This is a genomic window from Urbifossiella limnaea (assembly GCF_007747215.1).
Taxonomy (GTDB): domain Bacteria; phylum Planctomycetota; class Planctomycetia; order Gemmatales; family Gemmataceae; genus Urbifossiella; species Urbifossiella limnaea.
In genome coordinates this window covers 290,050-311,024 of sequence record NZ_CP036273.1, presented here as the reverse complement: position 1 = coordinate 311,024, position 20,975 = coordinate 290,050, and the positions used below count along the sequence as shown (strand labels likewise).

General features: G+C 72.4%; 18 protein-coding genes and 1 pseudogene. 12 read left to right on the top strand and 7 right to left on the bottom strand.

What is annotated here, in order from left to right; translation table 11 throughout:
• Positions 1–142 precede the first annotated feature (142 nt).
• The 7 genes from icd (at position 143) to ETAA1_RS01340 (ending at position 7,985) form a co-directional block, all read left to right on the top strand.
• Entirely contained in the window at positions 143–1,525 is a 1,383-nt protein-coding gene (gene icd / locus ETAA1_RS01370) for an NADP-dependent isocitrate dehydrogenase (protein WP_145233639.1), read from the top strand.
• A 208-nt stretch (positions 1,526–1,733) separates the two neighbouring features.
• Complete coding sequence (locus tag ETAA1_RS01365) at positions 1,734–3,473, top strand: Hsp70 family protein (RefSeq protein ID WP_145233637.1); 1,740 nt, start codon at positions 1,734–1,736, stop codon at positions 3,471–3,473.
• Positions 3,470–4,282, top strand: coding sequence for a hypothetical protein (locus ETAA1_RS01360; RefSeq protein ID WP_145233635.1), 813 nt, complete (start codon positions 3,470–3,472; stop codon positions 4,280–4,282). The genes ETAA1_RS01365 and ETAA1_RS01360 overlap by 4 nt, the downstream gene beginning before the upstream one ends.
• The gene (locus ETAA1_RS01355; RefSeq protein WP_145233633.1) at positions 4,282–5,283 is read left to right on the top strand and encodes a hypothetical protein; all 1,002 of its coding nucleotides are present in this window, start codon (positions 4,282–4,284) and stop codon (positions 5,281–5,283) included. The genes ETAA1_RS01360 and ETAA1_RS01355 overlap by 1 nt, the downstream gene beginning before the upstream one ends.
• Complete coding sequence (locus tag ETAA1_RS01350; RefSeq protein ID WP_145233631.1) at positions 5,280–5,651, top strand: hypothetical protein; 372 nt, start codon at positions 5,280–5,282, stop codon at positions 5,649–5,651. Before ETAA1_RS01355 ends, ETAA1_RS01350 begins: the two co-directional genes overlap by 4 nt.
• Positions 5,652–5,674: 23 nt before the next feature.
• The gene (locus tag ETAA1_RS01345) at positions 5,675–6,397 is read left to right on the top strand and encodes a hypothetical protein (protein ID WP_145233629.1); all 723 of its coding nucleotides are present in this window, start codon (positions 5,675–5,677) and stop codon (positions 6,395–6,397) included.
• Positions 6,398–6,596: 199 nt separating this feature from the next.
• On the top strand, positions 6,597–7,985 hold the full coding sequence (locus ETAA1_RS01340; protein WP_145233627.1) for a J domain-containing protein: 1,389 nt from the start codon (positions 6,597–6,599) through the stop codon (positions 7,983–7,985).
• On the opposite strand, the gene ETAA1_RS01335 is transcribed toward ETAA1_RS01340, so the two are convergent.
• Positions 7,982–8,845: a hypothetical protein gene (locus ETAA1_RS01335; protein WP_145233625.1), complete on the bottom strand. Its 864-nt coding sequence runs from the start codon at positions 8,843–8,845 to the stop codon at positions 7,982–7,984. The two genes, ETAA1_RS01340 and ETAA1_RS01335, sit on opposite strands and share 4 nt — an antisense overlap.
• Before the next feature lie 92 nt (positions 8,846–8,937).
• On the opposite strand from ETAA1_RS01335, the gene ETAA1_RS01330 reads away from it, so the two are divergent.
• Positions 8,938–9,279 carry a hypothetical protein gene (locus ETAA1_RS01330; protein ID WP_145233624.1) on the top strand — a complete coding sequence of 114 codons (342 nt, stop codon included), beginning with the start codon at positions 8,938–8,940 and terminating at the stop codon, positions 9,277–9,279.
• A gap of 99 nt (positions 9,280–9,378) precedes the next feature.
• Positions 9,379–10,170, top strand: a complete 792-nt coding sequence (locus ETAA1_RS32635; RefSeq protein ID WP_145233623.1) for a type II secretion system protein — start codon at positions 9,379–9,381, stop codon at positions 10,168–10,170.
• A 22-nt stretch (positions 10,171–10,192) separates the two neighbouring features.
• On the opposite strand, the gene ETAA1_RS01320 is transcribed toward ETAA1_RS32635, so the two are convergent.
• The gene (locus tag ETAA1_RS01320) at positions 10,193–11,185 is read right to left on the bottom strand and encodes an ROK family protein (protein ID WP_145233622.1); all 993 of its coding nucleotides are present in this window, start codon (positions 11,183–11,185) and stop codon (positions 10,193–10,195) included.
• Between the two features lie 216 nt (positions 11,186–11,401).
• On the opposite strand from ETAA1_RS01320, the gene ETAA1_RS01315 reads away from it, so the two are divergent.
• A complete protein-coding gene (locus ETAA1_RS01315; RefSeq protein WP_202920578.1) occupies positions 11,402–12,112 on the top strand; it encodes a HEAT repeat domain-containing protein in 711 nt (236 codons plus the stop codon).
• Between the two features lie 113 nt (positions 12,113–12,225).
• Here ETAA1_RS01315 and ETAA1_RS01310 read toward each other — a convergent pair whose 3' ends face one another.
• From ETAA1_RS01310 to ETAA1_RS01290, 5 genes are all read right to left on the bottom strand, one after another.
• The gene (locus tag ETAA1_RS01310) at positions 12,226–13,008 is read right to left on the bottom strand and encodes an SDR family NAD(P)-dependent oxidoreductase (RefSeq protein WP_145233618.1); all 783 of its coding nucleotides are present in this window, start codon (positions 13,006–13,008) and stop codon (positions 12,226–12,228) included.
• A 120-nt stretch (positions 13,009–13,128) separates the two neighbouring features.
• The gene (gene dnaE / locus ETAA1_RS01305) at positions 13,129–16,644 is read right to left on the bottom strand and encodes a DNA polymerase III subunit alpha (RefSeq protein ID WP_145233616.1); all 3,516 of its coding nucleotides are present in this window, start codon (positions 16,642–16,644) and stop codon (positions 13,129–13,131) included.
• 101 nt (positions 16,645–16,745) lie between these two features.
• A complete protein-coding gene (locus ETAA1_RS01300) occupies positions 16,746–17,219 on the bottom strand; it encodes a hypothetical protein (protein ID WP_145233615.1) in 474 nt (157 codons plus the stop codon).
• Positions 17,220–17,228: 9 nt separating this feature from the next.
• Positions 17,229–17,699, bottom strand: coding sequence for a DUF4365 domain-containing protein (locus ETAA1_RS01295; protein ID WP_145233613.1), 471 nt, complete (start codon positions 17,697–17,699; stop codon positions 17,229–17,231).
• A 63-nt stretch (positions 17,700–17,762) separates the two neighbouring features.
• Complete coding sequence (locus ETAA1_RS01290; RefSeq protein WP_145233612.1) at positions 17,763–18,788, bottom strand: NAD-dependent epimerase/dehydratase family protein; 1,026 nt, start codon at positions 18,786–18,788, stop codon at positions 17,763–17,765.
• 137 nt (positions 18,789–18,925) lie between these two features.
• Here ETAA1_RS01290 and ETAA1_RS33720 point away from each other — a divergent pair.
• Both ETAA1_RS33720 and ETAA1_RS01280 read left to right on the top strand, forming a co-directional pair.
• Positions 18,926–18,991, top strand: a pseudogene (locus tag ETAA1_RS33720) (hypothetical protein); the annotation flags it as partial.
• Positions 18,992–19,403: 412 nt separating this feature from the next.
• A complete protein-coding gene (locus ETAA1_RS01280; protein WP_145233609.1) occupies positions 19,404–20,798 on the top strand; it encodes a transposase in 1,395 nt (464 codons plus the stop codon).
• Positions 20,799–20,975: the final 177 nt, after the last annotated feature.

Below are 20,975 nucleotides of genomic sequence, written 5' to 3'. Positions count from 1 at the left end.
GTTGCGCGGGGAAGCGCGAAGCCGCAAGCGGCAACTCGGGTGGTGACGCTGCCGCTTGCGGCTTCGCGTCTCGCGGGGGCGAAGCCGCGAACGGTTCCCATCTGTAAGCTACCCGTTCTTCCGTCACACCCCGGGTTCCGCCATGACCGCCCCGACCTACGACAAGCTCACCGCCCCCACGTCCGGCACCCGCGTCACGTACGACGGCGGCAAGTGGACCATCCCCAACGACCCGATCGTCGTCCTCCTCAAGGGCGACGGCATCGGCGCCGACGTGGGGAACGTCCCCGGCATCACCACCGCCGCGGTGAAGGTGCTCGACGCCGCGGTGAAGAAGGCGTACGGCGGCACCAAGAAGGTGGTGTGGTTCGAGGCCGAGGCCGGCGACGAGGCCCGCAAGCGGTACTGCCCCGACCTCACCGACGACGCCCTGAAGGCGCTCCCCGAGGACGGCCAGCGCGCCGCCTACCTGCCGGACGACACCCTCAAGGCGTTCGACTACTACAAGGTCGGCCTGAAGGGGCCGCTGACGACGCCGATCGGCGGCGGGTTCCGCAGCATCAACGTCTACCTGCGGTTCAAGTTCGACCTGTACGGGTGCGTCCGCCCGGTGCGGTACTACCAGGGCGTGGACGCCCCGAACCGCAACGCCAACAAGGTGGACATGTGCATCTTCCGCGAGAACACGGAGGACGTGTACTGCGGCATCGAGTTCAAGAGCGGCACCGACAAGCAGAAGAAGCTCGTCGCCTTCCTGCGCGAGATGGGCTACGGCCCGGACGTGCTGCTCGACAGCGCCGGCATCGGCATCAAGCCGATCAGCCCGGAGCGGACGCGGCGGCTGGTGCGGATGGCGATCCAGTACGCCGTGGACAAGAAGCTGCCGAGCGTGACGCTGTGCCACAAGGGGAACATCATGAAGTTCACCGAGGGCGCGTTCAAGGACTGGGGCTACGAGCTGGCGAAGGCCGAGTTCCGCGACCACATCGTGACCGAGGACGAGGTGTACAAGGACCACGGCGGCAAGGCGCCGGCCGGCAAGATCGTGGTGAAGGACCGCATCGCCGACAGCATGTTCCAGCAGATCCAGCTGCGGCCGGACGAGTACAGCGTGATCGCCACGCCGAACCTGAACGGCGACTACCTGAGCGACGCGGTGGCGGCGCTGACCGGCGGCATCGGGCTGGCGGCCGGCGCGAACATCGGCGACGGCGCGGCGATGTTCGAGGCGACGCACGGCACGGCCCCGAAGTACACCGGCAAGAACCGCGCGAACCCCGGCGCCGTGCTGCTGAGCGGGGCGCTGCTGCTGGAGTTCCTGCAGTGGTTCGAGGCGGCGAACCTGGTGAACAAGGCGGTCGAGGCGACGTTCGCCGAGGCCGACGCGACGGCGAAGGCCGGCCCGGGCGGGAAGCTGTACGTGACGTACGACATCGCCCGCCAGTTCCCCGGCTACGGCGAAGGGGCGGGGGCGAGCAGCACCGAGTTCGCCGACCGCATCATCCACCACATCGGGAAGATGTAACGGCCGCCCCGCGGGTATGCCTGTGGAGTTTGGCCAGCCGTTAGGCCGGGGCGCAAGCCCCGTCGGGTGTCTCAATCCCGACGGGGCTTGCGCCCCGGCCTAACGCGTTTGCCGGAGTCTGTCGGCGCGCCGCGCCCGTTGACGGTCGCGCGGCGGGCGGCGAAAATCAACCCGCCGCCCGCCCACAGGGGCCGCCCGGAGCCGCCCCGTGGACCCCATCATCGGCATCGACCTCGGCACCACCAACTCCGCCGTCGCCCACCTCGGCCCCGACGGCCCCACCATCATCCCCAACGCCCTCGGCGGCCGCCTCACCCCGTCCGTCGTCGGCGTCGACGAGGACGGCAAGGTGCTCGTCGGCGCCGCGGCGAAGGAACTGCAAGTCCTCCGCCCCGACCGCTGCGCCGCGCTGTTCAAGCGGCACATGGGCACCGACCACACCCACACCGTCGGCGGCAAGTCGTTCACGCCCGAGGAGCTGTCCGGCCTCGTGCTCCGCTCGCTGAAGGCCGACGCCGAGGCGCACTTCGGCTGCCCGGTCACCCGCGCCGTCGTCACCTGCCCGGCCTACTTCAACGACCGCCAGCGGAAGGCCACCCTCGCCGCCGGCCGCATCGCCGGCCTCACCGTCGAGCGCATCCTGAACGAGCCGACGGCCGCGGCCGTGGCCTACGGGTTCCACGAGGGCCGCACCGACCGCACGCTCCTCATCTTCGACCTCGGCGGCGGCACGTTCGACGTGTCCGTGGTCGAGATCTTCGACGGCACGCTGGAGGTGCGCGCCTCGGCCGGCGAAACGTCGCTCGGCGGCGAGGACTTCACCCGCACGATGGCGGCGCGCGTGCTGGAGGGGCTCGGCCAGTCGTTCGAGCGCGCCGAGGCGGTGACGCCGCTGCTGGTGTCGCGGCTCATCCAGCAGTGCGAGCTGGCCAAGCGGCGGCTGTCGAAGGAGGACGGCGCCGCGGTCCGCGTGCCGGACGCGGCCGGCGAGTACGGCGCGGCGGCGCGGGAAGTCACGATCACCCGCGAGCAGCTGGAGAAGTGGGTGGGGCCGACGCTGGCCCGGTGCGAGCTGCCGATCCGCCGGGCGCTCGCCGACACGAAGCTGACCCGCGACAAGATCGACGAGGTCATCCTGGTCGGCGGGGCGACGCGGATGCCGGTGGTGGTGAAGCTCGTGGCCGACTACTTCGGCAAGCCGCCGCAGGGCCGCCTCAACCCCGACGAGGTGGTGGCCCTCGGGGCCGCCGTGCAGGCCGGGCTGGTGGCGAAGGCCGGCGCCGTGGACGACCTGGTGGTGACCGACGTGTCGCCGTTCACCCTCGGGGTGGAGGTGGCGAAGACGTTCGGCCAGGACATCCAGGCCGGCTACTTCGACCCGGTGATCGACCGCAACACCACCATCCCCATCAGCCGGGTGAAGCGGTACTTCACCATGTCGCCGAACCAGCCGATGATCACGCTGAAGGTGTACCAGGGCGAGAGCCGGCGCGTCGGCGAGAACCTGCTGCTCGGCGAGTTCGACGTGAAGGGCTTCCCGCCCGGCCCCGCGGGTCAGGGCGTGGACATCCGCTTCACCTACGACCTGAACGGCGTCCTCGAAGTGCAGGCGACGGTGGTGGCGACGAAGAAGACGGTGACGCACGTCATCACCCGGCACGCCAAGGGGCTGACCGAAGCGCAGGTGCGGGCGGCGGTGGAAGCGATGGCGAAGCTGAAGGCGCACCCGCGCGAGGAGGCGGAGAACCGCTTCCTGCTGGCGCGGGCCGAGCGGGTGTTCAAGGAGCTGTCCACCGAGCCGCGGCGCATCCTGAGCGAGCTGCTGGACGGGTTCGAGGCGGCGCTGGAGTCGCAGGAGCCGGCGGCGGTGGCGTCCGCGCGGGAGATGCTGCGGCACTTCCTGTCGGCGCACGACCCGACCGGCGACGACGCGGGGGACGCCGAGTGACGCCCCGCGCCGCGTTCCTCCGCGCGCTCCCGGGCCACGGGTTCACACCGCCCGACGGCGCCGTGCCCACGGGCGACGCGGTGACGCAGTTCGCGGCGGACGTGCGGGCGTTCACGGCCGAGTTCTGGGCCATGCCGCCGGCCGAGCGGCGCACCCGGTGGGAAGCACTCAGCACGCGCGCCACCGGCCCGGCCGCGGCGTGGCTCGCCGAGTTGGGCGACGGCCTCGACGTGACGCCGGCGACGCAGCCCGAGTCGGACGCGGCGGCGGTGGCGGCGGTGGCGCGCGAGCTGGTCACGGTGCCGCCGCGGGCGCGGGCGGCGCGGCGAACCGCGTGGCTCGTCGGGTGCGCCGCGAGCTTCCCCCGCTGGCGCGCCGCCGGCCGTGCCGCGTGCCTCGCCGACCCGGCGCTGGCGGAACTCGACGCGCGACTGATCGCCGCCCTCGCCGCGCGGCACCCGCCGGCCCGGGTCGCGCTCGACCCGTGGGTCGAATACCAGAACCGCGCCCGCGCCCGACGGCAGTGGGCCGACCGGGTCGCGTCGGTCGTGGGGTACGCCGCCGGCCTCCTGTTCGCGGTTTCCCTCGTCGTCTTCTTCGTCGCCGTTCGCTCGGCCCCGATCGAACGCCCGGCCCCGGCGCCGGCCCTGCGGCCGCCGCCACCCCGCGCCCGGGTCGCTCCCACGAACCCGTTCACCGCGGCGGAGGCGGAAGCGCTGGCCGCCTACGAGCGGAACGGGTGGGACAGACCGGTGCCGCGGCGGTACGACGAGTGGGTGAGAGCCGGCCGCCCCGCGGGGGTGAACTGATGAGCCCGCCCGACCGCACCGCCGTCCTCCGCGCGCTGCCGCGGCTCGGGTTCGCCCCGCCGCCGCCCGCCGCCGTGCCGACCGACCCCCACGTCGCCTTCGACGCCGACGTGCAGGCGCTCGCGGCCGCGTTCTGGGGCTTGAACCCGGCCGACCGGCGCGAGCGCTGGCAGGCACTCGCCGACGACCCGGTCGGCCCCGCGGCGGCGCGGCTGGTGGCGCTCGAACCCGGCCTCGGCGTCGAGCCCGTGGCGCAGGCCGACCCGCGGGCCGCGGAGGTCGCGCAGCTGGTGAAGGAGCTGTTCGTGATGCCGCCGGCGGCCCGCGCCGCGCGCCGCCTCGCGTGGCTGACCGCGGCCGACCGCACCGGCACGGCGTGGGCGACCGCGGCGCGGGCGGTGCTCCGCTCCGACCTGCCGCTGGCCCGGCTCGACGCGCGGCTGTTCGACTGGTTCACCCGCGGCGAGCGGCCGGCGGCGGTGGCGGCGGTGGCGGAGTCGAAGGCGTGGGTGCGGCGCCGCCCGCAGCCGGTCGCCGTCGCACCCGCCGCGGCCGGCGGCCTGGGCTGCCTGTCCGGGCCGGGGGCGATCCTGGTTGTCGTCGTCGTCGTGCTGCGGCTCATCTTCGCCGCCGGCGGGCCGTCGCGGTCGTCGTCCCAACCACCGCCGTACCGGCCGCCGGTGGTCACGCCGCCGGTGATGCCGCCGATCGACACGCGGCCGCCGGGCGTCGGGCCGAACTTCCCGGACTTCAACCCGCCGAACTTCCCGCAGATCCACCCGCCGAACTTCCCGGACGTGGGGCCGCCGGCCGTCGGCCCGCCGCTCCCGAAGGCGGGACGGTCGCCGACGGGCGAGCGGTTCACGGCGCATGAGGTGCAGGACTTCAGGGTCTACGACATCATGAAGCAGTCGAAGGCAATGCGGCCGGGCGAGCGGCCGCCGCCGCGGTACGACCGGTGGGTGGAACTCGGCCGGCCGAAGGCGGGGTTCGCGCCGTGACCGACCCCGCCGCCCGCGCGGCGCTGCTGGCGCGGCTGCCGGCGCTGGGGTTCGTGCCACCCCCGGACGTGGCCCCGTGGGCGCGGCCGCGGCCGGTCGGGAAGCCGCCGCGGTCGTGGGCGGGCGTGGAGCGGGTGCCGCCGTGGGAGCCGACGGCCGACCCGGCGGCGGTGTCGGCGGCGGTCGCGGCGTTCCGCACGGCGCTGGCGGCGAACGAGGCGGCGGCGGTGCGCGAGCGGCGCGGCCGCTGGCTGGAACGGGTGGCGGGCCGGCTGTTCGTGTTGCCGATGACGGCGCTGATCGTCCTCGGCGGGGTGGCGGTCGTGTTCATCATGGTGTGCGGGTGCCTCGGCGGACTTGTGCGGTGAACCACCACCACGGAAAGGAGCCGATGCCGCCGGCCCGCGCGGACCTGTTGGCGCGCCTTCCGGCCGTCGGCTTCCTGCCGCCGGAGGACGCCGCGCCGTGGTCGGTCGCCACCCGCGCGGCCGAGTTCCGCGCCGCGGTCGAGGGGTTCGCGGCGGCGTACTGGTCGCTGCCGCCGGCGAAACGGGGCGCGCGGTACGACCGACTCTCGGCGGCCGCCTACGGACCCGCCGCGGCCCGACTTGGGCTTCTCGAATCCGGCCTCGACGTGACCCGCGAAGCGGGCGACGACCCGACGCCGACGACTCTCGACCAGCTCGTCCGCGAGCTCGCCGCGATCCGCCGGCGGGCCCGGGTCGAGAAGCGCGAGGCGAGGCGGACGACGGCCGTCGTGTTCGTCGAGTTCCTGTACGACACGCTGGACGGTCTGGGCGTGGTCCTGGACCGACGCTCGCGCCGCCGGGGGCACAAGTGGAGTCTGAAGGGCTTCCTGGCCGACCGGGTCAACCAGAGCCTCCTGTTCTGCTCCGGGGTGGCGGGCGTGGCGGTGATCGCACTGGTGCTGGTGGGCCAACTGTCCCCCGGGCGGGCCGGGGCGGGGCCCCCGACACGGACGACGTTCACGCCGGCCGAAGTGCAGTCGTACCAGGCGTACCACGTCGCCCCGCGCTTCCGGAGGCTGCTCGGGCCGCCGGCCGGGTACGCCGACTGGGTCGCCGCCGGGAAGCCGGCCGGTAAGACACCGTGATGCCCGAACCGCACGGGCCTGCCGCCGGCTCGGGACTTGGTCGTAGTCCGACTACCGCTCGACGTCGGGCTTCGGCCACACGGGCACCGGCGAGCCGTTAGGCCGGGGCGCAAGCCCCGTCGGGCTCAGATACCGGACGGGGCTTGCGCCCCGGCCTAACAAGCACCCGACACCGGCCCGGCCGCCCGAAGGTTGCCTGATGCCCGACCTGCCCGACGACCCCGCCGAGTGGCCGACCGACCCGTTCGCGGTCCTCGGCGTCGAGCGCGGCGCCGCCGAGATCGACATCAAGCGGGCCTACACCCGCCTCATCAAGCGGTTCAAGCCCGAGCACGCGCCCGAGCAGTTCCGCCGCGTCCGCGAGGCCTACGAGGCCTGCCTCGAAGGCTTCCGCTGGCTCGCCCCGCCGCCCGAGTTCCACTGGGACGCCGCGCCGCCGCGGCGCGACCCGGGGCCGGACGCCGCGCCGCGCCCGGAGCCGGAACCGCCACGCCGGGCCGAGCCCGAACCCGCGCGCGGCGACGACGTGGACCGGCTGTGGGAGCTCGCCGTCGCCGGCGACGAGACCGCGGCCTACGCCGGGCTGGTCCGCCTCAGCGACGACGGCGATACGCGCGGCGACCTGCCGCTGCGGCTGTACTGGCTCCTCGGCCTCAACCCCGCCCTCGACGCCACCCGCACCCGGCACGACTGGCTCGCCGCCGCACTGAAGGCCGGCGGGCTGAGCGGCGCTGCCGCGGAACTGTACCGCCGCGAGCTCGACGCCGACCCGACCGCGGCGCTGCACGGCCCCTACGCCGGGCTGCTGGAGGCGGCCGCCGCCGGCCGCGACCGGCTGACCGTCGGCCGGTGGCGCGTCGCCGCCGCGGGGCGGTCCGAGGCGTGGGTGCCGGCCGCGTCCGACCTGCGCACCCTGGCCCGAACGCTGCCGTACGAGAACGAGCCGGCGTGGCTCGACCTGCTGGTGGCGGCGCACGGGTGGGCGGCGTGGCTGCGGCCGCCGCGCGTCTACGACCTGTGCCGGGCCGAGCTCGACAAGCTCCGCCACCTCGAACTCCGGTACAGCTCGCACTTCGACCGGATCGACGAGGCCGAGTACCTGGCGCGGGCGTGGCGCGGGTACACCGAGACGCTCGGGTCGTTCGGCCTGCTGGGGCTGGTGCCGCACGCCTGGTGCGGCGACCTCCACCCGGTGCCGCTCGGCCGCGTGATCGGCGAGGTGGCGGCCCGGCCGCTGGCGGCGCTCGGCGCGCTGGACCGGTGCCCGCACGAGGCGCAGCGGGCGTTCGTGTTCCTGATCACGCGGGCGCTGGAAGACTACCGCGCGGCGCACCCGCCGGCCGAGCCGGGGCCGGACGCCGACCTGATCCGCGGGCTGGCGGCCGGCTTCCCCGCCGGGTGGCGGCGCGACTACGACGGGCTGCGCGGCGAGCTGCTGTCGTTCCTGCTGGCCGAGGCCGTGGACCCGCTGGCGTTCGCCGACGCCTGCCGCCTCCACCCCACGGCGGCGGTCCGCGAGGCGGTGCACTTGCTCCGCGGCGACGGCGCCCTGCGGGTGGTGTGGCTCGCCTGCCGGCTGGGGGACTAGCGCGCGGCCCACAGGTCGCGGGCGTTGGTGAGCACCCCGGCCACCCGCTCCGCCTCGGCCGGCGTCGCGCCCGTCGGCACGTACACCGTCGCCCCCTCGCGGCGGACCAGCACGTCGGCCACCGCCACCGCCCGCAGCAGCCACACCGCCGCGTCCTCGTCCGCGCACTCCAGCCCCACCCAGCCCGCGTACCGCTTCGACTCCGTCGGCCAGCCGGCGGCGGCGATCGGGGCGACGAGCGCGGCGCGGTCCGCGACCGGGGCCGCGGGCGGGCCGATCGGCTCGGGCGGGTCCGGCCGCGCCACCCACTCGTCGGGCATGTGGCCGCTCCAGTAGTGGCACGTCTTCGCCAGCGCCACCACCACGTTCTTCACCTCCTTGCCGAGCACGAACCGCGGCCCCGCGGGGAGGTCGAGGCAGTCGCCGCGGCGGCGGGCGGTCACGTTCTCCGCCGTCACCGCCGCGAGCAGCCACGCCGCCATGTCCGCCGACTCGCAGCGCACGCCCACCCAGCCCGGCTCGTCGGTCAGCACGGGGAGCCCGGTGACGAGCGCGAAGGCGCGGGCGATCTCGTCGGCGATGGTGCGGTAGCGGGCCGGCTCGGCGGCGACGCTCTTGGGATCGACGGGTTCGAGCAGGGTGCCGCGGTGCGGCGGGCCGCCGGCGAGGGCCAGGTCGCAGAACGTCGTCCAGATGCGGTCCCACGCGACGAGCCCGTCGGGGCCGAACGTGAGCGGGGCGGAGCCCATCGAGCCGGTGCGCACGGAGCCGTAGCAGTGCTGGTAGCGCGGCGGGAGGAGGGCGTTGATTTTGGCGTCGAGCGCCGCCAGCTCGGCGGCGCGGTCGGGGGTGGCGCGCATACGGAGAAGTTTACGCCGCCCGCGGCGTCGCGGCGTCGGTGTCGCGACGCCGCGGGCGGCGTATGCTGTGGTGCACTGACCGTGGGGGCGCCGTGTTTCCGCCCAGCTGGTACGCCGCCGGCCTCGTGAGCGCCGAGTCCGCGGCCGACTTCACCCGCTACGCCGCGGCCGCGCCGGACGTGTCGGCGCGGGCGTGGCGGTGGGCCGCCGCCCGCGACTGGGCCGAGGAGCGCGCCCACCTCACGGCGGACGAGTGCCGCACCCTGTTCGCGCTCGGCGCCGCCGACCCCGACGCGAACCTCGGCACGGCGCTGATGTGCGCGGCGCTGTACCAGCGCGGCTGCCCCGCCGACGTGCGCGCCGCAGCGGCCGCTCACCCGCGCCTGGCGGTGCGGCGGACGGCACGCCTCGTGGCCGGCGAGCGGCCCGCGTGAGCGGGCTGGTCCGAAGCGCCTCTCGGCCGCACCGGAACAGCCCGCTCACGCGGGCCGCTCGGCTTCTGCTATCCTGTCATCGTCACCCGAGGTTCCCCCGTGCGCCGCCGCGGGTTCACGCTCATCGAGCTGCTCGTCGTCATCGCCATTATCGCGGTGCTGGTCGGGCTGTTGCTGCCGGCCGTGCAGAAGGTCCGCGCCGCGGCCAACCGCACCCGCGACGCCAACTCGCTCAAGCAGCTCGGCGCCGCCGTCCACAACTACGCCGGCACCCACGGCAGCCTGCCGCCGGCCCGCACCTGGGAGAACGGCAACGTCCGCTGGTGGTTCGCCCTGTGCGACACCGGCGGCAAGCAGATCGACTACACCCGCGGCCACCTGATGCCGTTCGTGGAGAACAACCAGGGCTTCCTCCGCAACCCGGCCCGGGCGCCCGGCAAGGTGTTCGTCACGTTCGACGCGGGCACCGGCGGGTACGGCTACAACTACCGCTACCTCGCCCCGCTCACCCCCACCCCGCCCGCCGACGGCACGCTGCCGACGAGCCCCGAGGCGTGGCAGCCGGTGAGGATCGAGCACGTGGCGAGCACGTCGCAGACGGTGTGCTTCGCCAACGCCGCCGGCACCACGCCGGACCCGCGGCCGACGGGGCAGCCGAGCTCGATCGAGGTGGCGGTGATGGAGCCGCCGAGCCGCCGCTACCCGACGGTGCACTTCCGGCTGGACCCGAAGGTGGCCAACGTGCTGTTCCTGGACGGGCACGTCGAGGCCCGTACCGACCGGACGCGGAACGCCCCGCTGCCCACCGACCCGGCGGCGGTCGTGGCCCTGCGCGACGACCAGGACATCTTCGACCTGGGAATCGACGACACGATCTGGGACCGCGACTGATTCCGGGCACCCCGCCCCGGCGTCACGCCTTGCCGCGCGTTGCCGCCCGCGCCCACCCGGCGGCGCCGATGAACCCCGCGTCCGAGCCCAGCGACGCGAACGCCACCTTCAGCGACTTCGTCGGGAACGGCAGGCCGAACCGCCTCACCTGCGCATCGATCTTCGCCCGGAACCACTCGCCGGCCGCGACCATGCCGCCGCCGAACACCACCATCTCCGGGTCCACCACCGCCGTCAGCGCCGTCGCCCCCAGCGCCAGGTAGAACGCCGTGTCGTCCACCACCTGCGTCGCCAGCTCGTCGCCGGCGTGCGCCAGGTCGAACACCACCTTCGCCGTCAGCACGTCGTCGTTGGCGGTGTAGTAGTCGCGCAGCTTCGTCGCCCCGCGGTACGCCGCCATGTCCTCGCGGGCCCGGCGGACCACGTTCGTGGCGCTGGCGTAGGCTTCCAGGCAGCCGCGGGCGCCGCACCCGCAGAGGCGGCCGCGGTCCGGCATCTCGATCCGCATGTGCCCCAGCTCGCCGCCGTGGCTGTGCTCGCCGGACAGGATCACGTCGTCGATGATGATCCCGCCGCCGACGCCGGTGCCGAGGGTGAACAGCACCATGCTGCGGGCCTCCTGCCCCGAGCCGACCCAGAACTCGCCGTAGGCCGCGGCGTTCGCGTCGTTCTGATAAATGGTCGGGATCCGGAACACGCCCTGGATGTGGTCGCGGACCGGGACGTTCTTCCACGGCTTGAGGTTCGGCGGGTCGAGGATCAGGCCGGCCTTGATGTCCATGAGGCCGGGCGTGGCCACGCCGATGGCGGTGACGTCCGGGAGGGTGAGCCCGGCGGCGGCGACGGCCCGGCGGATCGCCTCGCACATCGTCTCCAGGCCGGCGTCCTGGCCGCGCTCCGGGTTCGTGTCCATGACGACCGGCTTGGAGCGCGGGGAGCCGTCGTCGCCCACGACGGCCGCCTTCATCGTGGTCCCGCCGACGTCGAGCCCGACGTACTGCTGGCCTCCGGCCATGATCACCCCCGGGTGTGGTTCGGGAGGTGTTGTACCGACGCCCCCATTCTCCGGCCGGGGGGCCGGGAAATGAGGCGGGAGCCGAATCCCACGCGTCCGGTTCTGCGGGCGGGGCAAAATCCGCGGCCGCGGCCCGACAGCCGCCGGCGCGGTGAGCTAAGGTTTCACACCCGCCGACGCCACGACGGCTCGCCCTCCGCACCACGACCGGCCGCCATGGAACCGCTCACGCCGCAGGTCATGCACAAGCTCGTGTTCACCATCCTGGTGCACGGGCTCCCCGACGCGCAGACCGGCATCGCGCTCGACGTGCTGACCGACGCCCAGAAGAACCCCAACGGCCAAGTCCGCGAGCTGGCCGTGGTGGCGCTCGCCGAGCTGGCCGTGTCGCCGTCGAAGCGGGTGGCGGCGCTGACGACGGCGCTGAAGGACCCGTACGCCCGGGTGCGGCGGCGGGCGGCGCGGGCGCTCGGCGACTTCGGCACGCACGCGCTGGCCGCGCTGCCGGCGCTGGTGAACTGCCTCCGCGACCCGGACCCGAGCGTCCGCCGCGACGCCGCCGGCACGTCCGGCCGCCTCGGCCCCGCGGCGCAGGCCGCGGCCCCCGGCCTGGTGACGATGCTCGGCGAGCCCGAGACGCGCACCCGCGTCGTAGCCGCGGCGTCGCTGCGGAAGGTGGGCCGGCCGGCGCTTGGCGCCGTGGTGCAGGGGCTCGGCCACATCGACCCCGAGCTGCGCGGCCGCTGTGCGACCCTGTTGGGTCAGATGGCCCCGGACGACCCGCAGGTGGCGGCGGCGCTGCGGCTGGTGGTCGAGGACGACGACGCCGAGGTCCGCCGCCGGGCTGGCGAGGCGCTGACGCACACCCCGAGCCCGATGGACACCACGGCGCCGGTCGGCGCCGGCGTGATGGTGGCGATGGCGTGAGACGTCCGTTGTAATTGGTCCGTTGTAATTTGGCTGACGAGCGGGGCAGGCCCAGGACCGACTTCTCGGGGCTGAGCCGCTCGTCAGCCAAATTTCAACGGACCAATTCCAAATTACGCCTCAGGCATTCTCTTCTGCTGCATCCACCGCACCGCCCGCACCACGGCCCCGCGCGGCAGCAGCCGCTCCGCCGCGATCAGCAGCTTGTTCCCCATCCCCGGCACCACCACCGGCGTGCCGCGCGTCATCGCCGACACGCCGATCTCGGCCACGTCCCGCGCCGTCAGCCGCTGCGCCACGCTGAACGACTTCCCCTCCCGCCGCCCCGCCGCCGCCGCGAACTCCGTCCGCGTCGGCCCCGGGCACAGGCACGTCACCGTCACGCCGGTCCCGGCCAGCTCGTTCGACAGCGCCTGCGACAGCGAGTTCACGTACGCCTTCGTCGCGTAGTACACGGCCATCAGCGGCCCCGGCTGGAAGCCCGCCACCGAGCCGACGTTCAGCACCCGGCCGGTCTTCCGCTCGACCATGCCCGGCAGGAAGCGGTGGGTGAGCTCCGTGAGCGCGGTGCAGTTCACCTGCACCATCCGGAGCAGCTTCGGCAGGTCGGCCGTGGCGAAGTACCCGAAGTCGCCGAAGCCGGCGTTGTTGACCAGCACGTCGAGCGGCCGGCCGCCGGCGGCGACGGCGTCGAAGAGGAGCTGCGGCGCGGCGGGGTCGGCGAGGTCGGCGGGGACGACGGTGCAGCTGGTGCCGCCGAGCTCGGCGGCGAGGGCGGCGAGCTCGTCGGCCCGGCGGGCGGACAGGACGAGGTCGTGGTCGGCGGCGAGGACGCGGGCGATCTCCTTGCCGATCCCGGCGCTCGCGCCGGTCACCAGGGCCAGGGGGCGGGTCATGGGGTCTCGCGTGGTGCTGGCGAGCCGGGAGCGTGAGCGACCGGAGTCCGACGCGGCGCGAGTGGCGTCGGACTCCGGTCGCTCACGCTCCCGGCTCGCCGGGGCTGCTAGCTTACGCCCCTACCGGGTGAACAGCACCGCCCCCGGCCCGAGCAGCATCTCCAGCTCCTCGGCCCGCAGCGTGCCCGGGTTGATCGCCAGCTCGGCGCTCACCTTCAGCTGCACCTGCCGGCCGTTCCCGTCGCGCACGCTCAGGTACACCGGCGTCTGCCCGCGGTTCCGCTTCAGCACCAAACTCACCGCGTCCAGCTTCCGCAGCACTTCCTGGTCGTCGGTGTACGGCATCTTCAGCAGCAGGCTCTTCGTCATCTCGCGGCGGGCCTCGTCCACGGTCAGCACCTTCTTGACGATCAGGTCGCCGCTGCTGCCGCCCTCGCGCCACTCCACCACGCCCTCGAACAGGAACACCGCGTCGTTCACCACCACGTCCTTCAGCCGCGCGTACTCGTCGCTCCACAGGATGCACTTGCACTGGCCGGTGAAGTCTTCGAGGTAGAACATGCCCCACCGCTTGCCGCTCTTCTGGGCGGTGCGCATCTGGAACTGCGTCACCATCCCGGCGACGAGCACCGACGTGCCGGTCGGCAGCTTCAGCACCTGCGCCGCGTCGTGGGTGCGGAACCGCTTCAGCTGGTCGTCGTGCTGCGCCAGCGGGTGGCTGCTGACGTAGAAGTCGAGCGCCTCCTTCTCGAACTTCAGCTTCTCGGCGTCCGGCCACTCGGGCACGTCGAGCAGGCCGTGGGCGGTGCCGGCCTTGGCCGGCCCCGCGCCGTCGTCGCCGTCGCCGAACATGTCGAAGAAGTTCTTCTGCCCGCGCTTCCGCTCGCTGGCCTTCTCGTCGGCCGACTGGTACGCCTTCGGGATGGCCTGGAACAGCGCCGCCCGCTTGCCGAAGGCGTCGAACGCGCCGGCCTGCACCATCTTCTCGACGGCGGCCTTCTGGACGGTGCGGCGGTCCACGCGCTCGGCGAAGTCGAAGATGTCCTTGAACTTGCCGTCCTGCTCGCGGGCGCGGACGATCTCCTGGGCGGCGCCGCGGCCGAGCCCCTTGATGGCGGTGAGGCCGAAGACGATGCGGTTGTTGTGAACCGTAAAGTCGGCGAGGCCGCGGTTCACGTCCGGCGGCAGCACGTCGACGCCGAGCCGGCGGGCGTCGGCGATGTGGTCGACCATCACGTCGCGCTTGTTGCCGTCGTCGATCTCGGACGACAGCAGCGCCGCCATGTACTCGGCGGTGAAGTGCGTCTTCAGGTACGCCGTCTGGTACCCGATCTGCGCGTACGCGGCCGTGTGTGACTTGTTGAACCCGTACCCCCCGAACTTCACGATCAGGTCGAAGATCTCCGCGCCCTTCTCCTCCGTCAGCCCGTTGGCCACGCACCCCTTCACGAAGTCGGCCTTGCGGGCGTCGATGATGTCGTACTTCTTCTTCGAGATGGCCTTGATGCACGCGTACGCCTGCGCCAGCTCGATGCCGCCGAGCTTGTTCAGGATGCGCATCACCTGCTCCTGGTACACCATGACCCCGTGGGTCTCGACCAGGATCGGCTCGGTGATCGGGTGCGGGTACGCGGGCTTGCGGCGGCCGTGCTTGCACTCGATGTACTCGTCCACCATCCCGCCCTCCAGCGGGCCGGGGCGGTACAGCGCCAGCACCGCGATCAGGTCGCGGATGTTGTCCGGCTTCATCCGCTTCAGCAGCTCGCGGATGCCCTCGCTTTCGAGCTGGAACACCCCCTTCGCGTCGCCGCGCTGGAGCAGGTCGTACGTCGCCTTGTCGTCCAGCGGGAACGCCATCGGGTCGACGTCGAGGCCGCGCGTCCGCTTGATCAGCTTCACGCAGTTGTCCAGCACCGTCAGGTTGCGGAGGCCCAGGAAGTCCATCTTGAGCATCCCGACCTTCTCGAGGATGCCCATCTCCCACTGCGTCGTCATCGTCACGTCGGACGCTTCCGACCCGTCGGCGCCCTTCTTCGGCGGCCGCTGCACCGGCACGTAGTCGGTGATCGGCCCGTTGGCGATCACCACGCCGGCGGCGTGCGTCCCCACGTTGCGGTTCGTGCCCTCCAACTTCAGCGCGATGTCGACGAGCGTCTTCACCTGCGGGTCCTGGTCGTACTCGCGGCGGAAGTCCGGCGACGCCATCGCCTCGTCCAGGTCGGCGGCGATGGCCCCCTTCATCGGCACCAGCTTGCACAGCGCGTTCACCCGGTCGAGCGGCACGTCGAGCACGCGGCCCACGTCCTTCAGCGCCGCCTTCGCGGCGAGCGTGCCGAACGTGCCGATCTGCGCCACGCTCTCGGCGCCGTACTTCCGCTTCACGTACTCGATCACCAGCCCGCGGCGGTCCTGGCAGAAGTCGATGTCGATGTCGGGCGCCTCGCTCCGGTTCGGGTCGAGGAACCGCTCGAACAGCAGGTCGTACTCCAGCGGGCAGACGTGGCTGAGGTACAGCACGTACGACACGATCGCCCCGCACCCGGAGCCGCGGGCCGTGCTCGGGATGCCCTCGGCGCGCGCGTAGCGGACGAAGTCCCACACGATGAGGAAGTAGCTGGCGAACCCCATCTTGTTGATGGTGTTCAGCTCGTGTTCCAGCCGGGCCGTCACCGCGTCGGAGGGGTTGTCGCCGTACCGCTCCCTCACGCCCTCGACGCACAGCTGGCGCAGGTAGTCCTCGGGCGTCATCCCCGTCGGCGGCTGGAACACCGGGAAGTGGCGCTTCTTGAAGTCGAGGCGGATGTCCACCCCGTCGGCGATTTCCTGGCTGCGGGCGACGGCGTCCTCGAACCCGGGGAACAGCTTGTACATGTCGTCCGGCGAGCGGACGTAGTACGGGTTCGGCATCCGCTCTTCGGGGTACTTGCGCTTGCGCGGGTCGCGCTTCTGGCCGGTGTTGATGCAGAACAGCACGTCGTGCGCCTCGGCGTCGGTCGCGCACAGGTAGTGCGCGTCGGCCGTGGCCACGAGCGGCACGCCCAGCTTGTTGGCGATCTCGACCGCGACCGGCGTGCACTGGTCCTGCAGGCCGATGCCGTTGTTCTGGATCTCGACGTAAAAATCCTTGCCGAACAGCCTGGCGAACCACGCCGCGAGCGCCTTCGCCTCCTTCGGCTTGTCGGCGAGGATGTACTGGTTGAACTCGCCGGCGAGGCAGCCGCTGAGGCAGATGAGGCCGTCCTTGTGCGCCTCCAGCACCTCGCGGTCGATGCGCGGGTGGTAGTAGAACCCTTCGAGGAAGGCGATGCTGGACAGCTTGATGAGGTTGCGGAAGCCCTGCTCGTTCTTGGCGAGGAGCGTGAGGTGGCTGTAGGCGTCGCCCTGCCGCGCCGCCTTCTTCTCGGTGCGGGCGCCGGGGGCGAGGTACGCCTCGTAGCCGATGACGGGGTTGATCCCCTTCTCGCGGCACTTGGTGTAGAACTCGATCGCGCCGTACAGGTTGCCGTGGTCGGTGACGGCCAGAGCGGTCATGCCGAGCTTGGCGGTCTGTTCGACGAGGGCGGGGATGCGGTTGAACCCGTCGAGGAGGCTGTAGTGGGTGTGGAGGTGGAGGTGCGCGAACTTGCGGTCGGCCATCGGCGGAACACTCGGCGGTGAACGGACGTGCGCGAAAGGGCATGATAGCCGCTCGTGGCGCGGCGCGGAAGGCGAAGTGGGGGCGGGGGCCGGCGGGGCGGTTACGCGGGTTGCAGCACCCGGGCGAGCGCGGCGTGCCAGCCGGCAACCCGGTCGACGATCTGGTCGAGCGCCGCGCGGTCGAGCGGTTGGAAGTCCGGCACCTCGGGGAACCGGAGGACCGGCCGCCCGCGCTCGACCGCCGGGGCCGCGACCCATGCGTAGAAGTGCCGGTTGTCGCGGACGTCGATCACGAACACGCACGTCGGCCCGAAGATGGCTGCCGGGTCGCCCGGGATCAGGTGGTCTACGGCCCGGCGGCACTCGTCCGGGTCAGACGTCGTCGTCCCGCGCACCTGGATGACGAACATCCGGGTGTCGAGCCCGGCCGCGCCGCCGAGCCCGACCACGAAGTCCACCCCGTCCTCCCGCTCCCGCCGGTGGAGGAGCCGCAGATCAGGCCGCTCGGTCACGAGCAGCGTGGTCAGGATTTCGCTCCGCTCGGTCACGAACCACGGGAGCTTTTCGGTCGCCATGCCGCACCCCTATTCACGAAACCGGGAGTTACGGAGCCGGGTGTGTTGGGTCGTCCAGAAGGCGACCACTTCGTCCTGAAGGTCGAGCAGCAGGGTGCTGTCGATCGGGAACTTCGTCGTCAGGCTCGCCACCCGCCTCCGGGGCTCGTTTACCGAGAGGAGATACCCGACACCCCGGGCCGCCGCGTCCACCCCCACGAGATAAGTCGGGGCCGGGCACGCGACCAGTTGATCGACCTCCGCCTGCTCCAACGACACCCGCAGCCGCCGGGGGTTTTTGGTGTAGCCCAGCCGGGTGGCCTTCACTTGGACGAAAAAGTAGAACTCCGGCCGGTCTAGCAGAATGACCAGGAAGTCGAGGGCCGGGTGCTTGTCCCCGAGGAACTGAGGCCGGAACAACGGGTCGCGCCGCCCGCAGAGTTCCGACAGCAGAATGTGGCACTCCGCCTCGCCCCGGCTGCCGGTGTCTTCGGTGCCCACGTCGTCACCTGCCGGGCGGCTCGCGGGTGAATACCCGATTCTACCACGCCGGCCGAGCCGCCGTCAGCCCCCGTAGCGCTTGCGGATGGTCGGGATCAGGTAGTCGCCGAACGCCGCCGCGAAGTCGTACCGCGGGGCGTGGCCCCAGTCGCGGCGCGCGGCGCCGTCGTCCACGTCCGCCGGCCAGCTGTCCACAATCCCCTGCCGCTTCTCGTCCACGTCCGTCGTCATCGACGCGCCCGGAAACGCCTCGTGCACCACCGCCGCCACCTCCCCGGCCGTGGGGGCGAACGCGCCGATGTTGTACACCGTCCGCGTCAGCGCCTCGCGCGGGGCCGTCACCAGCCGGAAGATGGCGTCCACCGCGTCCGGCATCGCCATGAACGGGATGCGCGTGTCCGGCCGCACGAAGCAGGCGTAGGGTTTGCCTTCCGCCGCGGCGTGGATCATCTCCGGGGCGTAGTCGCTGGTGCCGCCGCTCGGCACCGTCACCGCCGATATGAGCCCGGGGAAGCGGATGCACCGGAAGTCCACCTTCGCCGCCGACGGCCCGGCCGACAGCTGCTTGTAGTGGCGGGCGTAATACCGGCCGAGGTGTTCGCAGTACAGCTTGTTCGCCCCGTACATCGTCGTCGGCACGTTGAACAAGTCCTCCGCGACGCGGCCGGCCTGCGCCTTGGTGGGCAGGTCGGGCAGGCCGTAGGCGGCGATGCTGGACGGGTAGAAGAACACGACCGGCCGGCCGTGGCTCTCGCCCTCCTTCTGCGCGAACTCCAGCAGGTTGAGGGTGCCCTCGACGTTCACCTTGTGGGCCAGCGCCGGGCTGAACTCGCTGCGGGTGCTGAGGAGCGCGGCGAGGTGGAAGACGCGATCGACCTCGTACTCGGCGTTGACACGGTCGAGCACCTCGCGGTCGAGGATGGAGCCGACGATCTGGGCGCGAACCTTGGGCGCGACCTCGGGCGGCAGCGGGTTCACGTCGAGGGTGACGACCGGCCGGTCGGGCTCGGCGGCGGCGAGGCGCTCGATGAGGCCGTGCCCCATCTCGCCCGACGCGCCCGTGATGAGGACCGACGGCTTGCGCGACATGGGCACGTTCCTGGGCTCGGGGGCGCGGCCTTGTGGGCGGCCGCGCCGCGCGGGTACAACACGGCAGTGGGCGGCGGACAGGTGTTTTCGCGGTTCACCTCCCGCCCGGCCACCGCGAGCGAGCCGAAGGAGCGGGAATGGCACGGACGAAGCCGACCGACCGGCGGGCCGCCCTCACCCTGCTCGAACTCCTCGTCGCCGTCGCGATTCTGGCCGTGCTGATCGGCCTCCTTCTTCCTGCCGTTCAGAAGGTCCGGGAGGCGGCCGTCCGCGCGCAGAGTGCCAACAAGCTGCGGCAGATCGGGCTGGGGCTACACCAGTGGGTCGAGTGCCGGGGCGGTCGCGTGCCGAGTTACAACTTGATCGGAGACCTGGACCACCGGAGCGGATCACCCCTCAACGAGGTCACACCTTTCGTCGCGCCGGAGAAGCAGTACGGCCCGCACGTCGCGTTCTTCCTCAGCCCAGCTGACCCGACGCGGTTCGTGATCACCTACCCGATCCCGGACGAACAATCCGGTTGGGGTAATACGAGCAGGCCATTCACGGTGACGCATCCCGGTCGTAAGCCGTCCGCTGGCAGGGACTTGGCCAAGCCAGGGAGAGGGCGCGCCCATGCTGTTCGGTGGGGTCTTCGAGCGGTTCCTAGAGGAGAGCCCGCTCAGCGTGATGTCCCGGGCGACCATCGAGCACGCCCTCTCGGCCTCGGCCCTCGACGCGCTGTTCGACCGGACCGCCGAGCGCGGGTACACCCGGGAGTTGCTGTTCTCCACGACGGTCGATCTGATGACCCTGGTGGTCGGCGGCAAGGCCCTCCACGTCCAGGCCGCCTACCGGCACCTGCGGGACCGCGTCCCGGTCACCCTCAAGTGCGTCTACGACAAGCTCCGGAACATCGAGACGGGCGTGTCCGCGGGGCTGGTCGCGCACGTGTCGGGCCGGTGCGAGGGGCTGATCACCGCGCTGGGCGGGGGGTGCAAGAGCCTGCTGCCGGGCTACCGGGTGCGGGTCCTCGACGGCAACCACCTGGCCGCCACCCAGCGGCGGCTGGGCGTCACCCGGGGGCACACCGCCGGCCCCTTGCCCGGGCAGAGTTTGGTCGTGCTCGACCCGGCCCTGATGCTGGTCACCGACATCGTCCCGTGCGAGGACGCCCACACCCAGGAGCGGGCGCTGATCGACCAGATTGTGCCGCTGGTGCGGGAGCGGGACGTGTGGGTCGCGGACCGCAACTTCTGCACGGCGGAGTTCCTGTGTGAGGTGGCCGCCCGGCGGGCCTACGTCGTCATCCGACGCCACGGGAACCTGAGCGTCGAGGCCGAAGCCGGGTACGGGGCCGAGGTCGCGACGGACCGGGGCTGGGTGGGCGAGCGGCGGGTCTGGGTCTGCTGGGGTGGGGCGCGGTTGGTGCGCCTGCGGCAGGTGCGGGTGCGGCTGCGGGCGCCGACCGCGGACGGGGACGCGGAGGTGGAGATCCTGACCAACCTGCCGGCGAAGGTGCCGGCCAAGAAGGTGGCCGAGATCTACCTCAAGCGGTGGAAGATCGAGGGGGCCTTCCACGAGTTGACAGTCGCCTTGAACTGTGAGGTGAACACCCTGGGGTACCCCAGGGCCGCGCTGTTCGGGTTCTGCGTGGCGGTGGCCGCGTACAACGTGCTGGCCGTACTGAAGGCGGCCCTGCGGGCGGTGCATGGTGAGAAGAAGGTGCAGGAGGAGGTGTCGGGGTATTACCTGGCGCTGGAGTGGGCGATGGTGTACGCGGGGATGATGATCGCCCTGCCCGCGTCGGAATGGGAGGCGTTCGGTCCGATGCCCAGCCCGGAGTTGGCCGGCCACCTCCGCGAGTGGGCGGGCAAGGTCGACCTTGGGAGGATCAAGAAAGCGCCGCCCCGGAAGCCGACGAGGACGGCGACCCGACGGATCAAGGACAAGAGCCCACATGTTTCCACGGCCCGGTTGCTCGACGAGGGGAAGAAGACCCGTCAGGCGAAAGTCAGCCGGAATCCGTGAGTCTCACACCGTGAATGGCCTGGGTAATACGAGCTACGCCGCGAACCTCGTCGCCTTCTACGCCGCCTACCGCCTCCCGGAGGGCTACCCCGACGGGACGTCCGCGACCATCGCGTTCGGAGAACATTACGCAAGGTGCGGCCCCGGAATCCGTTACAACTTCTCCCATAGTCTCAT